The 17,068-nt window shown below is 70.2% G+C and carries 14 protein-coding genes, 1 tRNA gene and 1 pseudogene; 10 read left to right on the forward strand and 6 right to left on the reverse strand.

The window, feature by feature from the left end; translation table 11 throughout:
• Positions 1–27: 27 nt before the first annotated feature.
• The 3 genes from TR46_RS30380 to TR46_RS30390 all read right to left on the reverse strand — a co-directional run bounded on the left by TR46_RS30380 (position 28) and on the right by TR46_RS30390 (position 2,987).
• Positions 28–918, reverse strand: a complete 891-nt coding sequence (locus TR46_RS30380) for an SGNH/GDSL hydrolase family protein (RefSeq protein ID WP_052433220.1) — start codon at positions 916–918, stop codon at positions 28–30.
• Positions 919–1,112: 194 nt separating this feature from the next.
• Positions 1,113–2,375, reverse strand: coding sequence for a glycosyl hydrolase family 8 (locus TR46_RS30385; RefSeq protein ID WP_052433221.1), 1,263 nt, complete (start codon positions 2,373–2,375; stop codon positions 1,113–1,115).
• Between the two features lie 114 nt (positions 2,376–2,489).
• Positions 2,490–2,987: a MarR family winged helix-turn-helix transcriptional regulator gene (locus TR46_RS30390; RefSeq protein WP_042407829.1), complete on the reverse strand. Its 498-nt coding sequence runs from the start codon at positions 2,985–2,987 to the stop codon at positions 2,490–2,492.
• A gap of 116 nt (positions 2,988–3,103) precedes the next feature.
• On the opposite strand from TR46_RS30390, the gene TR46_RS30395 reads away from it, so the two are divergent.
• On the forward strand, positions 3,104–3,886 hold the full coding sequence (locus TR46_RS30395) for a trans-aconitate 2-methyltransferase (RefSeq protein ID WP_042407833.1): 783 nt from the start codon (positions 3,104–3,106) through the stop codon (positions 3,884–3,886).
• Between the two features lie 29 nt (positions 3,887–3,915).
• Positions 3,916–4,328, forward strand: a pseudogene (locus tag TR46_RS30400) (VOC family protein).
• Here TR46_RS30400 and TR46_RS30405 read toward each other — a convergent pair.
• Both TR46_RS30405 and TR46_RS30410 read right to left on the reverse strand, forming a co-directional pair.
• Positions 4,325–4,996 (reverse strand): TetR/AcrR family transcriptional regulator, encoded by a 672-nt coding sequence (locus TR46_RS30405; RefSeq protein WP_063770702.1) that lies wholly within the window; start codon positions 4,994–4,996, stop codon positions 4,325–4,327. The pseudogene TR46_RS30400 and the gene TR46_RS30405 overlap by 4 nt on opposite strands.
• A 52-nt stretch (positions 4,997–5,048) precedes the next feature.
• Positions 5,049–6,044, reverse strand: a complete 996-nt coding sequence (locus TR46_RS30410) for an acyl-CoA desaturase (RefSeq protein WP_042407839.1) — start codon at positions 6,042–6,044, stop codon at positions 5,049–5,051.
• Positions 6,045–6,336: 292 nt separating this feature from the next.
• Here TR46_RS30410 and TR46_RS30415 point away from each other — a divergent pair, with 292 nt between their 5' ends.
• From TR46_RS30415 to TR46_RS41620, 7 genes are all read left to right on the forward strand, one after another.
• Positions 6,337–7,209 (forward strand): hypothetical protein, encoded by an 873-nt coding sequence (locus tag TR46_RS30415; RefSeq protein ID WP_042407842.1) that lies wholly within the window; start codon positions 6,337–6,339, stop codon positions 7,207–7,209.
• 15 nt (positions 7,210–7,224) lie between these two features.
• Positions 7,225–7,297, forward strand: a tRNA-Gln gene (locus TR46_RS30420).
• A gap of 144 nt (positions 7,298–7,441) precedes the next feature.
• The gene (glmU, locus tag TR46_RS30425) at positions 7,442–8,902 is read left to right on the forward strand and encodes a bifunctional UDP-N-acetylglucosamine diphosphorylase/glucosamine-1-phosphate N-acetyltransferase GlmU (RefSeq protein WP_042407846.1); all 1,461 of its coding nucleotides are present in this window, start codon (positions 7,442–7,444) and stop codon (positions 8,900–8,902) included.
• A 211-nt stretch (positions 8,903–9,113) separates the two neighbouring features.
• Positions 9,114–10,091, forward strand: coding sequence for a ribose-phosphate diphosphokinase (locus tag TR46_RS30430; protein WP_042407849.1), 978 nt, complete (start codon positions 9,114–9,116; stop codon positions 10,089–10,091).
• A gap of 247 nt (positions 10,092–10,338) precedes the next feature.
• Positions 10,339–10,932 carry a 50S ribosomal protein L25/general stress protein Ctc gene (locus TR46_RS30435; RefSeq protein WP_042407852.1) on the forward strand — a complete coding sequence of 198 codons (594 nt, stop codon included), beginning with the start codon at positions 10,339–10,341 and terminating at the stop codon, positions 10,930–10,932.
• A gap of 106 nt (positions 10,933–11,038) precedes the next feature.
• A complete protein-coding gene (pth, locus tag TR46_RS30440) occupies positions 11,039–11,623 on the forward strand; it encodes an aminoacyl-tRNA hydrolase (RefSeq protein WP_042407855.1) in 585 nt (194 codons plus the stop codon).
• A gap of 310 nt (positions 11,624–11,933) precedes the next feature.
• Positions 11,934–12,641 (forward strand): LAETG motif-containing sortase-dependent surface protein, encoded by a 708-nt coding sequence (locus TR46_RS41620; protein WP_063770703.1) that lies wholly within the window; start codon positions 11,934–11,936, stop codon positions 12,639–12,641.
• A gap of 76 nt (positions 12,642–12,717) precedes the next feature.
• Here TR46_RS41620 and ppc read toward each other — a convergent pair whose 3' ends face one another.
• Positions 12,718–15,471, reverse strand: coding sequence for a phosphoenolpyruvate carboxylase (gene ppc, locus TR46_RS30450; protein WP_084719074.1), 2,754 nt, complete (start codon positions 15,469–15,471; stop codon positions 12,718–12,720).
• A 169-nt stretch (positions 15,472–15,640) separates the two neighbouring features.
• On the opposite strand from ppc, the gene TR46_RS30455 reads away from it, so the two are divergent.
• Positions 15,641–16,987 carry a sensor histidine kinase gene (locus tag TR46_RS30455; protein WP_052433223.1) on the forward strand — a complete coding sequence of 449 codons (1,347 nt, stop codon included), beginning with the start codon at positions 15,641–15,643 and terminating at the stop codon, positions 16,985–16,987.
• Positions 16,988–17,068: the final 81 nt, after the last annotated feature.

The following is a 17,068-nucleotide window of genomic DNA, read 5'->3' on the forward strand; positions in this document are numbered from 1 at the left end:
CTTACGGAGCGGATGCGCGGAACAGGGTCAGCGGCGGCGCAGCACCTTCTCGAAGACGCCGGCGATCACCGCATGCCCGGTCGGGTTGGCGTGGATGTCCCGGTACTGGGTGCACTCCCAGGTCCAGGAGCAGATCCTGGCCACGTTCACCGGCAGCGTGCCGAACACCGGCAGGGTCGCCTGGTCGGTGAAGTCGTCGGTGGAGAACGCCTTGGCGACGTCCGCCAGCGCGAAGCCGTTCCGGTGCAGACCCTGCTTGATGACGCCGTTCAGGGTGTCCGACAGCACCGTGGACTGCTGGGCCTCCGCCTGCCCGGTGGCCCCGGTCAGCCACACCGCCAGGAACGGGTCGTAGTAGTTCATGCCCGCGTACCGCGGCGAACCCCAGCCCTCGCCGCCCGCCCGGCGCAGGCCGGAGGCGATCTGCGGCAGTTGCGTGGCCACGGTGGCGATGCCCTTGGCGGTGCAGGCCGGGTCGATGCCGGTCGCGCCGAGGCAGCCGTCAACGTCGTTGGCGCCGATGTCCAGCGTCACGTACTCCACCCGGCCCCGGTGCGCCCGCAGGAACGCCTCGGCAGCGCCCAGCTGCGAGCTCGCCCCCGGGTAGCTGCAGATGCCGCCGGCGATCATGGTCTCGGTGGTCTCGCCGCTGCACCCCAGCTTGATGTGGACCAGGGTCGGGTCGTGCTTCTTCAGCTGGGTGTACAGCTGGTCCGTGTAGGACACATCGGTGTTGGTGCGGACGTTCGGCTGGTAGCCGGCCGCCAGCGAGTCCCCGAGCGAGACGTAGTAGTGCGGCTGCTGATGGTGCCGGCCGCCCTGGTCGTGCGCGGAGGCGGTGCCGGCCATCGCGGCCGTGGCGAGGGCCGCGGCGGCGAGGACGCCGAAGGCGCGGCGCAGCCGGGAAGTGCTGGGCATAGGTGGTGCCCCCCTTTGGGAGGGGCCGCGACGGTGCGGCCCCTGATCCCAGGGAGTATCCCAACTCACCGGTAGCTTGTGGCAAGACCCCTGCACACACCGGTGCAGACGGTGCCGCCGGTGCCGCCGGGGCGCAGACGGCACCGCGTCCCCTCGGCCCAGGAGGCGGGGGGACGCGGCGGGGGAGGGCCCGGTCAGCTCGCCGGGCTCCAGTAGTCGCCGGCCATCACGATGTAGACCAGCGTCTTGATGGTCTCGCCGTAGTACGCGTCACCGAACGGGTTGGTCGCCAACTGCTTCCAGATCGCGTCGGTCCACGCCTGGTCGCCGGAGGCCATCGCCGCCGGGCCGACCGAGTCGCCGGCCTCCTCGGCCTGGGTGTCGCCGGAGACGTTGCCGTTGGCGCAGTTCAGCTTCACATGCGGCTGGACCTTCGCCGGATTGCCGCCGGACAGCGACTTCAGGCAGGCCGACTCCAGCTTGGCGGTCCGGTAGGCGGTCGCGGCCGTGGTCGAGCCGTTCACCAGGGCGTCGGTGCCCAGGTGCCAGGGGACCCGGATGGAGTTGTAGCCGACGATGTTGTCGGGCTGGCTCTCCTGGTAGTCGGCCGGGGCCGGCTTGGGGCTGGTGCCGTTGGCGCCGACCACGAAGTCGGACAGCAGTCCCGCGCTCGCGGAGTACTTGGCAGTGAACTCGTTGATGACCGCCTCGGTACGGCTGACCACCTTGCTCCAGTCGTGCGCGGTGTCGTACGCGGCGAACGCCCGCAGGTGGTCCAGCATCATGTCGGACGGGCGGGTGTCGGTGCTGGGGCCGTCGTCCTCGCACTTCAGGTGGCCGTCCGAGGCCACGTCGTGGGCGTAGACACTGGCCAGCCAGGCCTTGGCGTCCGCGGTGTAGCCGCCCCACTGCCGGTCGGCCAGGACCAGGCCGTAGCCGACGTCGAGGTCGCCGTCGGTGGCCGAGTCCGGGGTGCCGCTGTCGGTGTACTTGCAGGACTTCCCGTCGAGCTGCCACTCCATCAGGCCGTCGGCGTCCTTGTGGTCCTTGACCAGCTGCCACAGGCCGTTGAACTCGGTCTGCGCGCTGCTGTCGTAACCGGCCATCAGCGGCACGATGTTCATGCCGTAGCCCTGTGCCTCGGACACGGTGCCGTTGTTGGGGGCGTCGTCGTCCCCCTTGGTGGAGACGTAGTACTCGTTCGAGGCGCAGCCCTTGACCAGGTAGGTGTTCTTCCAGGAGTTGTACTGCTTCTCCACCGCCGCGTCCCGGCTGGACTGCGACGCCGAGGGCATCACGCCGACCTTGTAGGTGACATGGGCGGGGAAGGGCTTCGCCGGGGCGGTGGCGGCCGAGGCGCTGGCCCCGCCGGTGGCGGCGAGACCCAGGCTGATACAGCCGGCCGCCGCGGCTGCGGCGATCATCTTCCGGGCAGGGGAGCGCAACTGACGAACCATCGGGTGGTTCTCCTTCGTGGGGGAAGGTGCTGGGCGGTTAAGTTAGGAAAGCTTCCTAACTCAATTTCGGCAAGAATGGCCCCGTTGCCGGTACTCCGTCAAGAGGATGGCCGACTATTCCGGCAGGTTGTCGAACGGGGCGACCAACTGCCGCAGCAGTCCGGCCAGATCCCCGCGCTGGGCCGGGGACAGCTCCGCCAGCAGCGCTCGCTCGTGCACCAGCAGTCCGGCCAGCGCCTGGTCCGCCAGGTCGCGGCCGGCCTCGGTCAGCCGCACCAGCACCCCGCGCCGGTCGCCCGGATCGGGCAGCCGCTGGACCAGTCCCTTGACCGCGAGCCGGTCGATCCGGTTGGTCATCGTCCCCGAGGTGACCAGAGTCTGCGTCAGCAGCTGCCCCGGGGAGAGCTGGTACGGGGAGCCGGCCCGGCGCAACGCCGTGAGGACGTCGAACTCCCATGGCTCCAGGCTGTGCTCGGCGAAGGCGGTGCGCCTGGCCCGGTCCAGGTGGCGGGCGAGCCGGCTGATCCGGCTCAGCACTTCGAGCGGTTCCACGTCGAGGTCCGGGCGCTCTCGGCGCCACGCAGCGACCAGCCGGTCGACCTCGTCCTCCATGGTTGATCAGTGTAGTGGGCGGTGTGTCGACATGAAGTCTCTTGACATCAAGAAAAGGTATCGGTCAGACTCGAACCAGAAGTATCTTGACGTCAAGATATCTGGAGACTCTGCCCATGACCGGCACCACCTGGGACCCCGCCCAGTACCTCCGCCACGCCGACCACCGCAGCCGCCCCTTCCACGACCTGGTCGACCGCATCCCCGGCACCCCGGCCGACATCGTCGACCTCGGCTGCGGCCCCGGCAACACCACCGCCACCCTCACCGACCGCTGGCCCGGCGCCGCCCTCACCGGCATCGACAACTCCCCCGAGATGATCGACAAAGCCCGCGCGGACCACCCGGCCGTCTCCTTCAGAGTCGGCGACATCACCACCTGGACCCCGGAGGAGGACGGCAACCCCGACCTGATCCTCTCCAACGCCGCCCTGCAGTGGATCCCCGGCCACGCCGAACTGCTCCCGCGGTGGGCCGACGCCCTGCCGGCCGGCGGCACCCTCGCCTTCCAGGTCCCCGGCAACTTCGGCGCCCCCAGCCACACCCTGCTGGCAGAACTGCGCACCAGCCCGCGCTGGAACGGCCGGCTGGCCGGGACCCAGAAGCCCGCCGTGCTGGAACCCGACGACTACCTGGCCCGGCTCAGCGCCCTCGGCTGCACCGTCGACGCCTGGGAGACCACCTACTACCAGACCCTCCAGGGCGCCCACCCCGTCCTCGACTGGATGCTCGGCACCGGCCTGCGCCCCGCCCTCGCCGCGCTCACCGACGCCGGCGAACGAGCGGAGTTCCTCGCCGAGTACAGCGACCTGCTCGATCACGCCTACCCGGCCACCCCCCACGGCACCGTGCTCCCGTACCGCCGGATCTTCGTCGTCGCCACCAGGAAGAAGCAGTAGCCACCGAGAAGCAGAAGGAGCACACCGTCGTGATCACCGCCCTCGACCACGTCCAACTCGCCGCCCCGCCCGGCAGCGAGCCCGTGCTCCGGCGCTACTACGCCGACACCCTCGGCCTGCAGGAGATACCCAAGCCCCCCGTACTCGCCGCCCGCGGCGGCTGCTGGTTCCGGACCCCCGGCGGCGGCGTCCAACTGCACCTCGGCGTGGAGACCCCTTCGTCCCCGCCGGGAAAGCCCACCCCGCCCTGCGCATCCAGGGCATCCACGCCTACGCGGAAGGCATCGCCGCCCTCGGACCCCCCGTGAGCTGGGACGGCGACCTCCCCGGACACCACCGCTTCTACTCCACCGACCCGGTCGGCAACCGCATCGAATTCCTGGAACCGATCGCCGTCGGCCCGGAAGCCGAAGCCCGCCGCCCGGCGGCGGACCACACCTAGTTCTTCCGCCGCCCCACCAGCTGGGGCCGACGCTCCATCCCCTCCAGACCGTGCCAGGCCAGATTCACCAGATGGGCGACGACCTCGGCCTTCTTCGGCTTCCGCACATCCAGCCACCACTGACCCGTCAGCGCCACCATCCCCACCAGCATCTGCGCGTACATCGGCGCCAGCTTCGCGTCATAGCCCCGCGACTTGAACTCATGGCCCAGGATGTCCTCGACCTGCGTCGCGATGTCATTGACCAGCGACGCGAAGGTCCCCGTCGACTGCGCCACCGGCGAATCCCGCACCAGGATCCGGAAACCGTCCGTCGACGTCTCGATGTAGTCCAGCAGCGCGAACGCCGCCTCCTCGCACAACTCACGTGGATGGCCACCGGTCAGCGAACCGGTGACCATGTCCAGCAGCAACTGCATCTCACGGTCCACGACGACCGCGTACAACCCCTCCTTGCCGCCGAAGTGCTCGTACACCACCGGCTTGGACACCCCGGCCTTCGCCGCGATCTCCTCCACCGACGTCGCCTCGTACCCGCGCTCCGCGAACAGGGCGCGGCCGACGTCCAGCAGCTGCTCCCGCCGCTGCTTTCCGCTCATCCGGACCCTGGCGCCCCGTGCTGCCGGCGCCTTCCTGGCCCGGCCCCCCCGGCCGGCCCGCGCCGGCACAGGTGGATCCCCCGCCCCGTCCGACCCACTGCTGCTCTCGTTCACAGGACCATCATGCCGCGCGCCGCGACTCGATCCGCTCCGGGCTGGGCCAGCGGACGTCCCGGGCCCACCCGGCCAGTTCGAACCAGCGGATCAGCCGCGCCGAGGAGTCCACCTGCCAGCGCAGCACCCCGTGCCGGGCCGAGGTCGGGTCCGCATGGTGCAGGTTGTGCCAGGACTCGCCGCAGGACAGCACCGCCAGCCAGGCCACATTGCCGGAACGGTCCCGCGACTTGAACGGGCGCTTGCCGACCGCGTGGCAGATGGAGTTGATCGACCAGGTCACATGGTGCAGCAGCGCCACCCGGACCAGGGAGCCCCAGAAGAACGCCGTCAGCGCGCCCTCCCATGACCACGACCACAGGCCGCCGACCAGCGGCGGCAGCAGCAGCGAGGTGAGTGTGAAGAAGGCGAACTGGCGCGAGATCCAGGAGATGTCCTCGTCCTTGACCAGATCCGGCGCGTAGGTGAGCTGCGGAGTCTGCTCCTCGTCGAACAGCCACCCCATGTGCGCCCACCACAGGCCCTTCAGCAGCGCCGGGACGGACTCGCCGTAGCGCCAGGGGGAGTGCGGGTCGCCGTCCTTGTCGGAGAACTTGTGGTGCTTGCGGTGGTCGGCGACCCAGCGGACGATCGGGCCCTCGATGGCCAGGCTCCCGGCCACCGCCATGGCGATCTTCAGGGCCCGGTTGGCCTTGAACGAGCCATGGGTGAAGAAGCGGTGGAACCCGACGGTGACGCCGTGGCAGGCGGTGAAGTACATCACCACCATGATCACCACATCGTGCCAGCCCAGGCCCCACCCCCAGGCGAACGGCACCGCCGCGAGCACGGCGAGGAACGGCACGGTGATGAACGAAGCCAGCGCGAAGCGCTCGGCTGGGCCCTGCTTCTCGCCGCCCCGGGTGGCCGACACTGTGGCCTGCGGGCTCGGCTGTTGCTGCTGCTCGGCCGGTACGGCTGTCGCAGCGGCGGCGACGGTCTCCTCGGTGGGCTGGATCGTCATAGCGGCTACCTCGTGGCTGAATCAGAGATGCGGAGACGGGACAGAAGGCCTGGTCGGCCGCGCCGTCCCTACGGGTCCGTAACTTACGGCATCGTAGGTTGATTGCCCCGGGATGCGCACCCCCAACCGTGTCGGGCGTGGCGGGGAGTGGCGCCGCCGTCGCCCTGTCGCCCCAACCGGGGACAAGTCGACATTCGCGAACCGGGTTCCCGATCATGGCGGGAATCGCTCGAACGTGTGCTCCGAACGAGTTTTCCTGCGGGCCGCTGACCAGCGGGGTGAGGCTCTGCCCATGGACGACGAACCGGGCCTGCGGGAGCAGGTGATCGCACTGCGGCGGGCGGGGATGAGCCGCCGCCAGATCAGGGACGAGCTCAAGATCTGGAACAACGACAAACTCAACCGCCTGCTACGGGGCGAGCCCCCACCCGAGTGGACCAGGCGCCCCAACGCCAAGGACGACCTCCGTGCGAAGGCCCGCGAGATGCGCGTCGGGGGATCCACCTATGACGAGATCGAGGAGGCTTTGGGCGTCGCACGCAGTTCGGTCTCGCTCTGGGTGCGTGACCTGCCGAGGCCTCCGCGCCGAAAGCCGGCGGGTGATCGGCAGGAGTACATGGAGCGGGTGTACTGGGGACCGCGGCGCGAGCTGCGCGATCGGGAACGTCAGGACGCCAAGTCGGTGGCGTCGGGCGAGATCGGGCGGCTGACGAGTCGGGAGCTGTTTCTCATCGGTGTGGGGATCTACTGGTCCGAGGGCGCGAAAGACAAGGAGTACTCACGTCGCGAGTGCGTAACCCTGGTCAACAGCGATCCGAGCTTGATCGGTGTCTGTCTGGCCTGGCTGGACCTGCTTGCAGTCGACCGATCGAAACTGCGCTTCCGGGTGCAGATCCACGAGTCGGCCGATGTCGAAGCGGCTGAGCGGTTCTGGGCGCAACTGGTGGGTGTCACTGTTGACCGCCTGCAGCGGTCGAGTCTGAAGAAGCACAACCCGAAGACGGTGCGTCACAACACGGGAGCGGACTACAGAGGTTGCTTGGTCATCAAGGTGCTTGGCGGGGCCGACCTCTATCGAAGGATCGAGGGGTGGTGGTCGGGATTGGTAGTGGAGGTGGGGCGCCTAAACCCGTACTCTAGGGAAGCGTCAGGGCCGGTTCGATAATCCCTTGACAAATATTCCGCTGTAGTGTAATTGGCAGCACGGCACCCTTTGGAGGTGTTCGGTCTAGGTTCGAGTCCTAGCAGCGGAGCGCTAGTTCGGATCCTCTCCCCCACGCGAAGGATCTCGCTTCCAGCCCCGCCCGGTATCCTCGACGGACCCGGGATCGCCTGTGCGGAGCCTTCTGGTGTACCCGGCGAACCCTTACCCCCGTATCGCCGAGGAGCCTCCTGTCGTGAGCTTCAACCCGCCGGCCGCTGTCGTCGTTCTCGCCGCTGGCGGGGGCACCCGGATGAAGTCGGCGGTGCTGCCGAAGGTGCTGCACCCGCTGTGCGGGCGCACCCTCGTGGGGCACGCGCTGGCCGCGGCCCGGGAGCTGACGCCGGAGCAGGTGGTCGTGGTGATCGGGCACATGAAGGACAAGGTCGCCGCGCACCTCGCAGAGGTCGACCCGGAGGCCAGGACCGTCGTCCAGGAGCAGCAGAACGGCACCGGCCACGCCGTGCGGGTGGCCCTGGAGGCGTTGGCCGCCGACGGGGTGACCCTGGACGGGACCGTCGTGGTCAGCACCGGCGACACCCCGCTGCTGACCGGGGAGACCCTGCGGCGGCTGGTCGAGGCGCACGCGACCGACGGCAACGCCGTCACCGTGCTGACGGCGGAGGTGCCGGATCCGGCCGGCTACGGGCGGATCGTTCGCGGGCCGAGCCACGAGGTGCGGGCGATCGTCGAGCACAAGGACGCCAGCGAGGCGCAGCTCGCCATCGCGGAGATCAACTCCGCCGTGTACGCCTTCGACGGGAAGCTGCTGGCCGAGGGGCTGGGGCAGGTGCGGACGGACAACAGTCAGGGTGAGGAGTACCTGACCGACGTCCTGGGCATCCTGCGGGAGGCGGGGCACCGGGTGGGCGCGCTGGTTGCGGGGGACTACCGGGACATCCTGGGGATCAACGACCGGGTGCAGCTCGCGGAGGCCCGGCGGATCATGAACGACCGGCTGCTGGAGCAGGCGATGCGGGCCGGGGTGACCGTGGTCGACCCGGCCTCCACCTGGCTGGACGTGCAGGTGTCGTACGAGCAGGACGCGGTGATCCTGCCGAACACCCAACTGCAGGGGGCGACCTCGATCGGGGCCGGCGCCGAAGTGGGGCCGAACTGCACGTTGAAGGACACGCGGGTGGGTGCCGGGGCCGTTGTGAGCAATGCCACAGCGGAGCGCGCGGTGGTCGGTGAGGGCGCGAACGTGGGCCCGTACGCCTATCTGCGGCCCGGGACGGTGCTGGGTGCCAAGGGCAAGATCGGCACCTATGTGGAGACCAAGAACGCGGTCATCGGGGAGGGCACCAAGGTGCCTCACCTCAGCTATGTGGGCGACGCCACAATCGGCGACGGCACGAACATCGGGGCGGCCTCCGTCTTCGTGAACTACGACGGTGTGAACAAGCACCACACCACGATCGGCAGCCACTGCCGGACCGGTTCGGACAATATGTTCGTCGCTCCGGTGACGGTCGGGGACGGTGCTTACACGGCGGCAGGTTCCGTCATCTACAAGGATGTTCCGGCCGGGGCCCTCGGTGTCACCCGTCCGCAGCAGCGCAATGTCGAGGGGTGGGTGGAGCGCAAGCGCCCGGGGACGGCGGCGGCCCGCGCGGCGGAGGCCGCGCGCTCGGAGGATGCTCCGAGCGCTCCCTGACGCGCCCCCTCATAGCCCCCGAACTGGCCCAGGGCCCGTCCCCTGGGCCGACCCGGAGGCGACGGGAGCTGCCGCGTCCGCGTAACCTGGGGGACATCCAAGCGCCGCGAGCCTGTGTTCGTCGTCGGCGCTCCAGCCAACCCCCCAGCAGCTGCGCCGCATCATGCGGCGGGCTGAGGCGCGCGTCAGCTACGCATGAGGAGACGGTGCAGTGACCGGGATCAAAACGTCCGGTGAGAAGAACTTGATGCTCTTCTCCGGCCGCGCACACCCCGAGTTGGCCAGGGAGGTGGCGGAGCAGCTGGGTGTGGACCTGGTACCCACCAAGGCGCTGGACTTTGCCAACGGTGAGATCTACATCCGCTACGAGGAGTCGGTGCGCGGCGCGGACGCGTTCGTGCTGCAGAGCCACACGGCGCCGATCAACCAGTGGATCATGGAACAGCTGATCATGATCGACGCCCTGAAGCGGGCGTCGGTCAAGAGCATCACCGTGATCATGCCCTTCTACGGCTACGCCCGGCAGGACAAGAAGCACCTGGGCCGCGAGCCCATCTCGGCCCGGCTGGTCGCCGACCTGCTGAAGCAGGCGGGCGCGCACCGGCTGATGTCGGTGGATCTGCACACCGCGCAGATCCAGGGCTTCTTCGACGGCCCGGTGGACCACCTGTTCGCGCTGCCGCTGCTGGCGGACTACGTGGGCGGCAAGGTCGACCGCGAGCGGCTGACCATCGTGTCGCCGGACGCCGGCCGGGTGCGGGTGGCGGACCAGTGGTCGGACCGGCTCGGCGCGCCGCTGGCGATCATCCACAAGCGCCGTGACCCGAACGTCGCCAACAAGGTGATGTCGGCCGAGGTCGTCGGTGACGTCAAGGACCGGGTCTGCGTCCTGGTCGACGACATGATCGACACCGGTGGCACCATCTGCGCCGCCGCCGACGCGCTGTTCGAGCAGGGCGCTGCGGACGTGATCGTGGCGGCGACGCACGGTGTGCTGTCGGGCCCGGCCGCGGACCGGTTGAAGAACTCGCGGGCCAGCGAGTTCGTGTTCACCAACACCCTGCCGACGCCGGGTGAGCTGCAGATGGACAAGGTGACCACGCTGTCGATCGCCCCGCTGATCGCCCGGGCGATCCGCGAGGTCTTCGACGACGGCTCGGTGACCAGCCTGTTCGACGGCGCGCACTGACCGCCGGTATGTGATCGTTTTGGGCCCCTCGCCGGGTATCGGCTAGACTGCTGAAATTGCTCGGCGAGGGAGTTCCCGCTCCGTTATCGACGCGCTGCTCCACTTCTGGTGTGGCTGTGCCGGTAGTGGTCCGTGGTACCGATGCCGCCGGGCGACTCATCCCTGATTCTTCGGGTGAGGTTCTGCCGGCGGCTTTTCTGTTGAGTCGAGCCGGATGGCACCCGCCCCGCGCGCAAGGAGTGCCGTCATGGCCGAGATCCGCCTGGAAGCCCAGCCCCGCAACGAGTTCGGCAAGGGTGCCGCTCGCCGTGCCCGTCGTGAGGGCCTGGTCCCCGCGGTCGTCTACGGCCACGGCACCGACCCGGTCCACATCAACCTCCCGGGCCACGCCCTGATGCTGGCGCTGAAGACCCCGAACGCGCTGTTCACCCTGCCGATCGACGGCAAGGACGAGTTCGTGCTGCCGAAGGCCGTGCAGCGCGACCCGATCAAGCGCAGCCTCAAGCACGTCGACCTGATCCTGGTGAAGCGCGGCGAGAAGGTCACCGTCGAGATCCAGATCAACACCGAGGGCGAGCTGGCCCCCGGCGGCAACCTGGTGGAGCACGTGCTCAACACCCTCCCGCTGGAGGCCGAGGCCACCCACCTGCCCGAGTCGGTCACCATCTCCATCGCGGGCCTGACCGCCGGTGACTCGGTGCTGGCCAAGGACGTCACCCTGCCGCAGGGTTCGACCCTGGCCGTCGAGCCGGAGACCGTCGTGCTGCACATCGTCGCCGCCCAGGCCGAGGCCCCGGCCGCCGACGCCGCCGAGGACGAGGAAGCCGCCGCCGAGGCCTGAGCCTCCGGCAGGCCCTGAGCCTCCCGGGCAGTCCTGCCCTGTCGTACCCGCCCGCTGCCCCGGTCCACCGTGACCGGGGCAGCGGCATACCCGAAGGAGTCCCGCTGTGAGCACGAGCGAGGAGTACACGGGACCGTGGCTCGTGGTGGGCCTCGGCAACCCCGGCCCGGAGTACGCGGGCAACCGCCACAACATCGGCGCGATGGTGGTGGACCTTCTCGCCTCGCGGATCGGCGCGAAGTTCAAGGCGCACAAGAGCCGCAACCAGGTGGTCGAGGGCCGGCTGGCCGGGCAGCGGGTGGTGCTGGCCAAGCCGAACTCGTACATGAACGTGTCCGGCGGCCCGGTGACGGCGTTGCGCGATTTCTACAAGACGCCGCTGGACCGGATCGTGGTGGTCCACGACGAGCTGGACATCGACTACGCGACGCTGCGGCTGAAGCTGGGCGGCGGCGACAACGGCCACAACGGGCTGAAGTCGCTGACCAGGTCGATGGGCCCGGACTACTACCGGATCCGGGCCGGGATCGGCCGCCCGCCGGGCCGCATGGAGGTCGCCGACTTCGTCCTCAAGGACTTCTCCTCCGGCGAGCGCAAGGAGCTGGACTGGTTCGTCGACCGTACGGCCGACGCGGTGGAAGCGCTGATCTCCGAGGGCCTTGAGCGGGCGCAGGGGACGTACAACTCCTGACGCGGTCGGCCGGCAGGGCTATCGAATTGTTATGCGGCGGATGTTTGGCCGCTTTGCGGTGCTTGGTGGGTTTTGCCCCGTCAAAACCCCTGGTGGGCCTCCGTGTTGCCGGGTTTGGAGTGAATTGACAAGACTCCCTGGCGAAAAGACGATGTGTGGTGCTCATGGGGGAGGCGTGCATGGCATCGCCACATTTCCCGGCTCGACGCCCGTTGCGCGGGTGGCGCTGGTGAGCCCATGTGGCTGCAACCGCTCTGGTTTTGTCCAGTTAGGGGAAGACGTGTCCATATCCCGCCGCACTGCCTTCGCAGTGCGTTCTCTCGGTGTTGCCTCCGCTGCTGGCGCTCTCGCGCTCGGCGTTGCAGGTAGCGCCTTCGCGTGCAACATCGCGGACTTCAAGGCCACCGTGAAGTGTGCGAGCACTGATGGCACCGCCACCGTCACGGTCACCGACTCGGACGGCAGCTATGCGCTGCTGACCCTGCAGAAGGACGGCAAGGACGTCGTCCCGCCGGTGACCCAGGGCATCAAGGGCGGTCAGGACCACGCGCAGAAGGCCGTCTTCACCGGCCTGCCCTGGAAGGACGTCAGCAGCTACTCGGTGCATGTCGTGGTCAGCGGCCAGCTCGACCAGACCCTGAACTTCCCGGCCGGCAAGGGCGATTGCGGAACGAAGACCCCGCCGCCGCCGAGCCAGTCGGCCAGTGCCTCGGCGTCGGCTTCCGCCAGTGCCTCGGCTTCGGCCAGTGCGTCCGCCTCGGCTTCCGCGTCCTCCTCCGCGCCGGTCGTGGTCGTGCCCTCGTCCTCGGCCTCCCCGTCCAGCAGTGTCGAGGCCACGACCTCGCCGTCCCCGTCCGGCACCGTCGAGGCGGCTGCCTCGCCCAGTGGCTCCGTGCTGGCCAGCACCGGTGGCGGTAGCGACACCGGGCTGTTCGCCGGGATCGGTGCTGTGCTGATCGCCGCCGGTGGCGCCACGGTGTTCTTCCTGCGTCGTCGGGCCGCGGGCAGCCACGCCTGACAGTCGGTCACAACGTGAGGCCCGCACCGCCGGAAGGCGGTACGGGCCTCGTTCGTTCAAGGGTGGTGACGCCGGGTCAGCCGGTGTTGCGCAGCCCCGCGGCGATGCCGTTGACGGTCAGCAGCAGCGCGCGGGAGCGCAGCGGGTCCTCCGGGAGTCCCTGGGCGGCGTCCTCGCGCTGACGGCGCAGCAGCGCGACCTGGAGGTAGGAGATCGGGTCCAGGTAGGCGTCGCGGATGCCGAAGGTCTGCTTCAACACCGGGGTGTGCTCCAGCAGTTCGTTCTCGCCGGTGATCCGCAGCACCTCCTTGAGCGTGATCGCGTGCTCTGCCTCGATCAGCTCGAAGATGTGCTTGAGGTTGTCGGGGACCAGCTGGTCCACGTAGTGGCGGGCGATCCGCAGGTCGGTCTTGGCCAGCGTCATGGCGACGTTGGACAGGAAGTTGCGGAAGAAGTGCCACTCGTTCTGCATCTCGTCGAGGATGTCGCCGAGTCCGGCGTCCCGCGCGGCGGCGAGGCCGGAGCCGACGCCGTACCAGCCGGGGACGATCTGCCGGGACTGGGTCCAGCCGAAGACCCAGGGGATGGCGCGCAGGCCGTCCAGTCCGGCGCCGCTGTCGGGGCGGCGGCTGGGGCGGGAGCCCAGGTGCAGCGAGGCGAGCTGGTCGACCGGGGTGGCGGCGAAGAAGTAGGCCGGCAGGTCCGGGTCCTCGACCAGGCGGCGGTAGGCGCTGTGGGCGCCGTCGGAGACGGTGTCCATGGTGGCGTCCCAGCGGGCCAGCGCCTCGGGGGACTGCCGCGGCGCGGTGTGCAGGGCGCTGGCCTCCAGCGTGGCGGAGACCGTGAGTTCCAGGTTCTCCCTGGCCAGGGCGGGGATGAGGTACTTGTCGGAGATCACCTCGCCCTGCTCGGTGACCTTGATCTCGCCTTCCAGGGTGCCGTAGGGCTGGGCCAGGATGGCCTCGTGGGAGGGGCCGCCGCCGCGGCCGACGGTGCCGCCGCGGCCGTGGAAGAGGCGCAGCCGGATGCCGTAGCGGTGGGCGACGTCGCGCAGCCGGCGCTGGGCGCGGTGGATCTCCCACTGGCTGGTGGTGATGCCGCCGAACTTGGAGGAGTCGGAGTAGCCGAGCATGACCTCCTGGAGGTCGCCGCGCAGTGAGACCAGGCGGCGGTAGGAGGGGTCGCGCAGCATCTCGTCGAGGATGGTGTCGGCGGCCTTGAGCTCGTCGGTGGTCTCCAGCAGCGGCACGATGCCGATCCTGGCGACGCTGGCGTGCAGGTCGATCAGTCCGGCCTCGCGGGCCAGCACTGCGGCGGCGAAGACGTCGTCGGCGCCCTGGCACATGGAGATGATGTAGCTCTCCACGATCTCGTCGCCGAAGCGCTCGAAGCTGTCGCGGACGGTCTCGAAGACGCCGAGGGTCTTGGCTCCGGCGGCGTCCAGCGGGGCCGGGGTGGGCGCCAGCGGGCGGCGGGACTTGAGCTCCTTGGCGAGCAGCCGCTGCCGGTACTCGCGCGGCATGTCGGTGTAGCGCCAGGCCTCCTCGCCGAGCCGGTCGAACAGCTGCCCGAGCGCGTGGTGGTGGGCGTCGGCGTGCTCGCGGACGTCCATGGTGGCGAGCTGCAGTCCGAACGCGGAGATGGTGCGGATGGAGCGGGACAGCCGTCCGTCGGCGATGAGCCGGCCGCGGTGCTCGCGCAGCGAGTCCTGGATCACCTGCAGGTCGGTCAGGAGCGGGGCGGTGCCCAGGTAGTCGCGCCCCTCGACGTGCGGGGTGCCGTTGGCGAGCCGCTCGCGGGTGTTGATCAGCTTCTGCCGGATCGCGGTGGCCTTGAGCCGGTAGGGCTCCTCGGCGTTCATCCGCTTGTAGCGGGGGCTGATCTCGGGCAGCGCCTCCAGGTCGGCGGCGAGCGAGGTGAGCAGGTCCTCGCTGGCGCCGGAGAGCCGCACCGAGGAGGACAGCTGGTCGCGCAGTTCGTTGACGACGTCCAGGGCGTCCTTGATGCCGTACTCGTGCTGCAGCAGCAGGACGTCCAGGGTGACCGAGGGGGTGACGTTGGGGTTGCCGTCGCGGTCGCCGCCGATCCAGGTGCCGAAGCTCAGCGGGCGGACGCCTTCGGGGATCGCCACGCCGACCCGGGCGAGTTCCTCGTTGAGCTCCTCCAGCACGTCGGGGACGGCGCGCTTGTAGAGCTCGTCGAGGTAGTAGACGGCGTTGCGGGCCTCGTCGGCGGGCTCGGGGCGGGCGATGCGCAGCTCGTCGGTCTGCCACAGCAGGTCGATGACCTCGGCGAGGCGCCGGTCGGCCTGGCGGCGGCCGCTGGGCCGGGTCGGGGTGTCGGTCTGCTCCAGCAGTTCGGCGATGCGGCGCAGCTTGGTGAGGACGCTGCGGCGGGCGGCCTCGGTGGGGTGCGCGGTGAACACCGGGCGGACGGCGAGGTGCGACAGCGCGTCGGAGACCTGCTGCGGGTCGGCGTCGGCGAGCTTGTCGGCGGTGCGGGAGAGCAGCGAGCCCTCCTGGGCGCGGTGGACGCCGAGTTCGCGGCCGCGGTGCACCTGCTCGGTGACGTTGGCGAGGTGGAAGTAGGTGGAGAAGGCCCGGACCAGCTTGGCTGCGGTCTCCAGGTCGGTCTCCTCCAGCAGCGCGGCCGCGGCCGCGCCGTCGCTGCGGGTGAGTGCCCGTACCTGTTCGACCAGGTCGAGCAGTTCCTGGCTCTCCTGCCTGACCAGGGTCGCGCCGAGAAGTTCGCCGAGGCGGCGGATGTCGGCGCGCAGGGCGGTGTTGTCGGGCTCTGCTGCCGTTGCGGCGGCCTGGTGTGCGTCGCTCACGCTGGTGCTCCCTGGTGCGGGTGGGTGGTACCGGTGGGTGGTGACCGGTGGGTGGCGGTCTCCCGGACGGCGCTGTCCGACGCGACCAGCATAGGTGTGCGGGTGCCCCGGGCAGAGGTGGCGGCCGTATGCCGGACACAGCGGGCCGGACGCCGCATAGGCTGGCCCCATGAGCATGGCGACGCCCGGTGTGGGCGTGACGGGGATGCGGACCGGGTGGTGGACGGGGTTCTGGGCGCGGCGCCGCAGTATGTGGTTCGACCTGGGGGTCATGGCGCTGGCCGCGGCCGAGTGCGCTGCCAGTGCGGCGAGTTTTGCGACGAAACAGGGGGTGGGGCTGCTCGGTTCGGTGCTGCTGGGCGTGTTCGGGGCGCTGGCGGCGGGCACGTTGTTGTTCCGGCGGCGCTGGCCGCTGCTGCCGGTGCTCGCGGCGCTGGCGACGATTCCGCTGTCGGCCGGCTATCTGCTGCTGATGGTGGGTCTGTACACGCTGGGCGCGTACAACACCGAGGGGGTGGCCAGGAAGTTCTCCGAGCGGCGGGCGATGTCGCTGCTGTGCGCGGTGGCGATCGCGGAGACCACGGTGGTGTCGGCGCTGACCATCGGCACCCAGCAGGCGGACGCGATCCGGCGCGGGGTGCCGAGCTACGCGCTGGTGATCATCTCGGTGCTGGTGGCGGTGGGGATCACCGTGGCGCCGACCATGCTGGGCCTGTACATCGGGGCGCGGCGGCGGCTGTGGGAGACGCTGCACGAGCGCGCCGAGGGCCTGGAGACGGAGCTGGCGCTGCTGGCCGAGCAGGCCATCGAGCGGGCCCGCCGGGCGCGGATGGAGGAGCGCACCCGGATCGCCCGGGAGATGCACGACGTGGTGGCGCACCGGGTGAGCCTGCTGGTGGTGCACGCCGGCGCGTTGGAGCGGGTGGTGCACAAGGACGCGGGCAGGGCGGCGGAGAGCGCCAAGCTGATGGGCGACATCGGCCGGCAGGCCCTGGACGAGCTGCGGCAGATCCTGGGGGTGCTGCGGACCGTGGAGACCGACGCGGTCAGCGGCGACGTCGCCGCGGCGGTGCTGGCGGTGCCGTCCTCGGAGGGTCCGGGGCTGGGCGATGTGCCGCGGCTGGTGGACGAGTCCAGGGCGGCGGGGCTGCGGGTGCGGCTGACGGTCGGCGGGGCGCGGCGCGCGCTGAGCGAGGAGACCGAGCGGACGGCGTACCGGGTGGTGCAGGAGGCGCTGACCAATGTGCTGAAGCACGCTCCGGGGGCCGATGCGGAGGTGGTGCTCGCGTATGTCCCGGGCGGGGTGGCGCTGGCGGTGTCCAACAGCTGCCCGGGCAAGGGGGAGGGCGGCGGCCCGGAGGCGACCGGGCGGGGTCTGCCCAGCGGCGGGAACGGCCTGATCGGCATGCGTGAGCGGGTCACCGCGCTGGGCGGCAGCTTCGCGGCCGAGCCGACCGGCGAGGGCGGCTTCCGGGTGGAGTGCCGGCTGACGGCGGTGGGGACCGCGGCGCGGTAGCGGCTGCGCCTGGGCTTCGGCGTGGTCGGGGTTTCGGCGGGCGGTGGGGCTTCGGCGGCCGGGTTGGGGCCGGGGGTTGTG

This window comes from Streptacidiphilus carbonis (genome assembly GCF_000787775.1).
In the GTDB taxonomy this organism is placed as follows: Bacteria; Actinomycetota; Actinomycetes; order Streptomycetales; family Streptomycetaceae; genus Streptacidiphilus; species Streptacidiphilus carbonis.

Bases quoted from the DNA above. Each gene is read 5' to 3' on its own strand.
- TR46_RS30455 (WP_052433223.1), top strand. From the start codon at position 15,641: ATGAGCATGGCGACGCCCGGTGTGGGCGTGACGGGGATGCGGACCGGG.
- TR46_RS30410 (WP_042407839.1), bottom strand. From the start codon at position 6,044: ATGACGATCCAGCCCACCGAGGAGACCGTCGCCGCCGCTGCGACAGCC.
- TR46_RS30390 (WP_042407829.1), bottom strand. From the start codon at position 2,987: ATGGAGGACGAGGTCGACCGGCTGGTCGCTGCGTGGCGCCGAGAGCGC.
- TR46_RS30380 (WP_052433220.1), bottom strand. From the start codon at position 918: ATGCCCAGCACTTCCCGGCTGCGCCGCGCCTTCGGCGTCCTCGCCGCC.
- TR46_RS30415 (WP_042407842.1), top strand. From the start codon at position 6,337: ATGGACGACGAACCGGGCCTGCGGGAGCAGGTGATCGCACTGCGGCGG.
- TR46_RS30385 (WP_052433221.1), bottom strand. From the start codon at position 2,375: ATGGTTCGTCAGTTGCGCTCCCCTGCCCGGAAGATGATCGCCGCAGCC.
- TR46_RS30395 (WP_042407833.1), top strand. From the start codon at position 3,104: ATGACCGGCACCACCTGGGACCCCGCCCAGTACCTCCGCCACGCCGAC.
- TR46_RS30435 (WP_042407852.1), top strand. From the start codon at position 10,339: ATGGCCGAGATCCGCCTGGAAGCCCAGCCCCGCAACGAGTTCGGCAAG.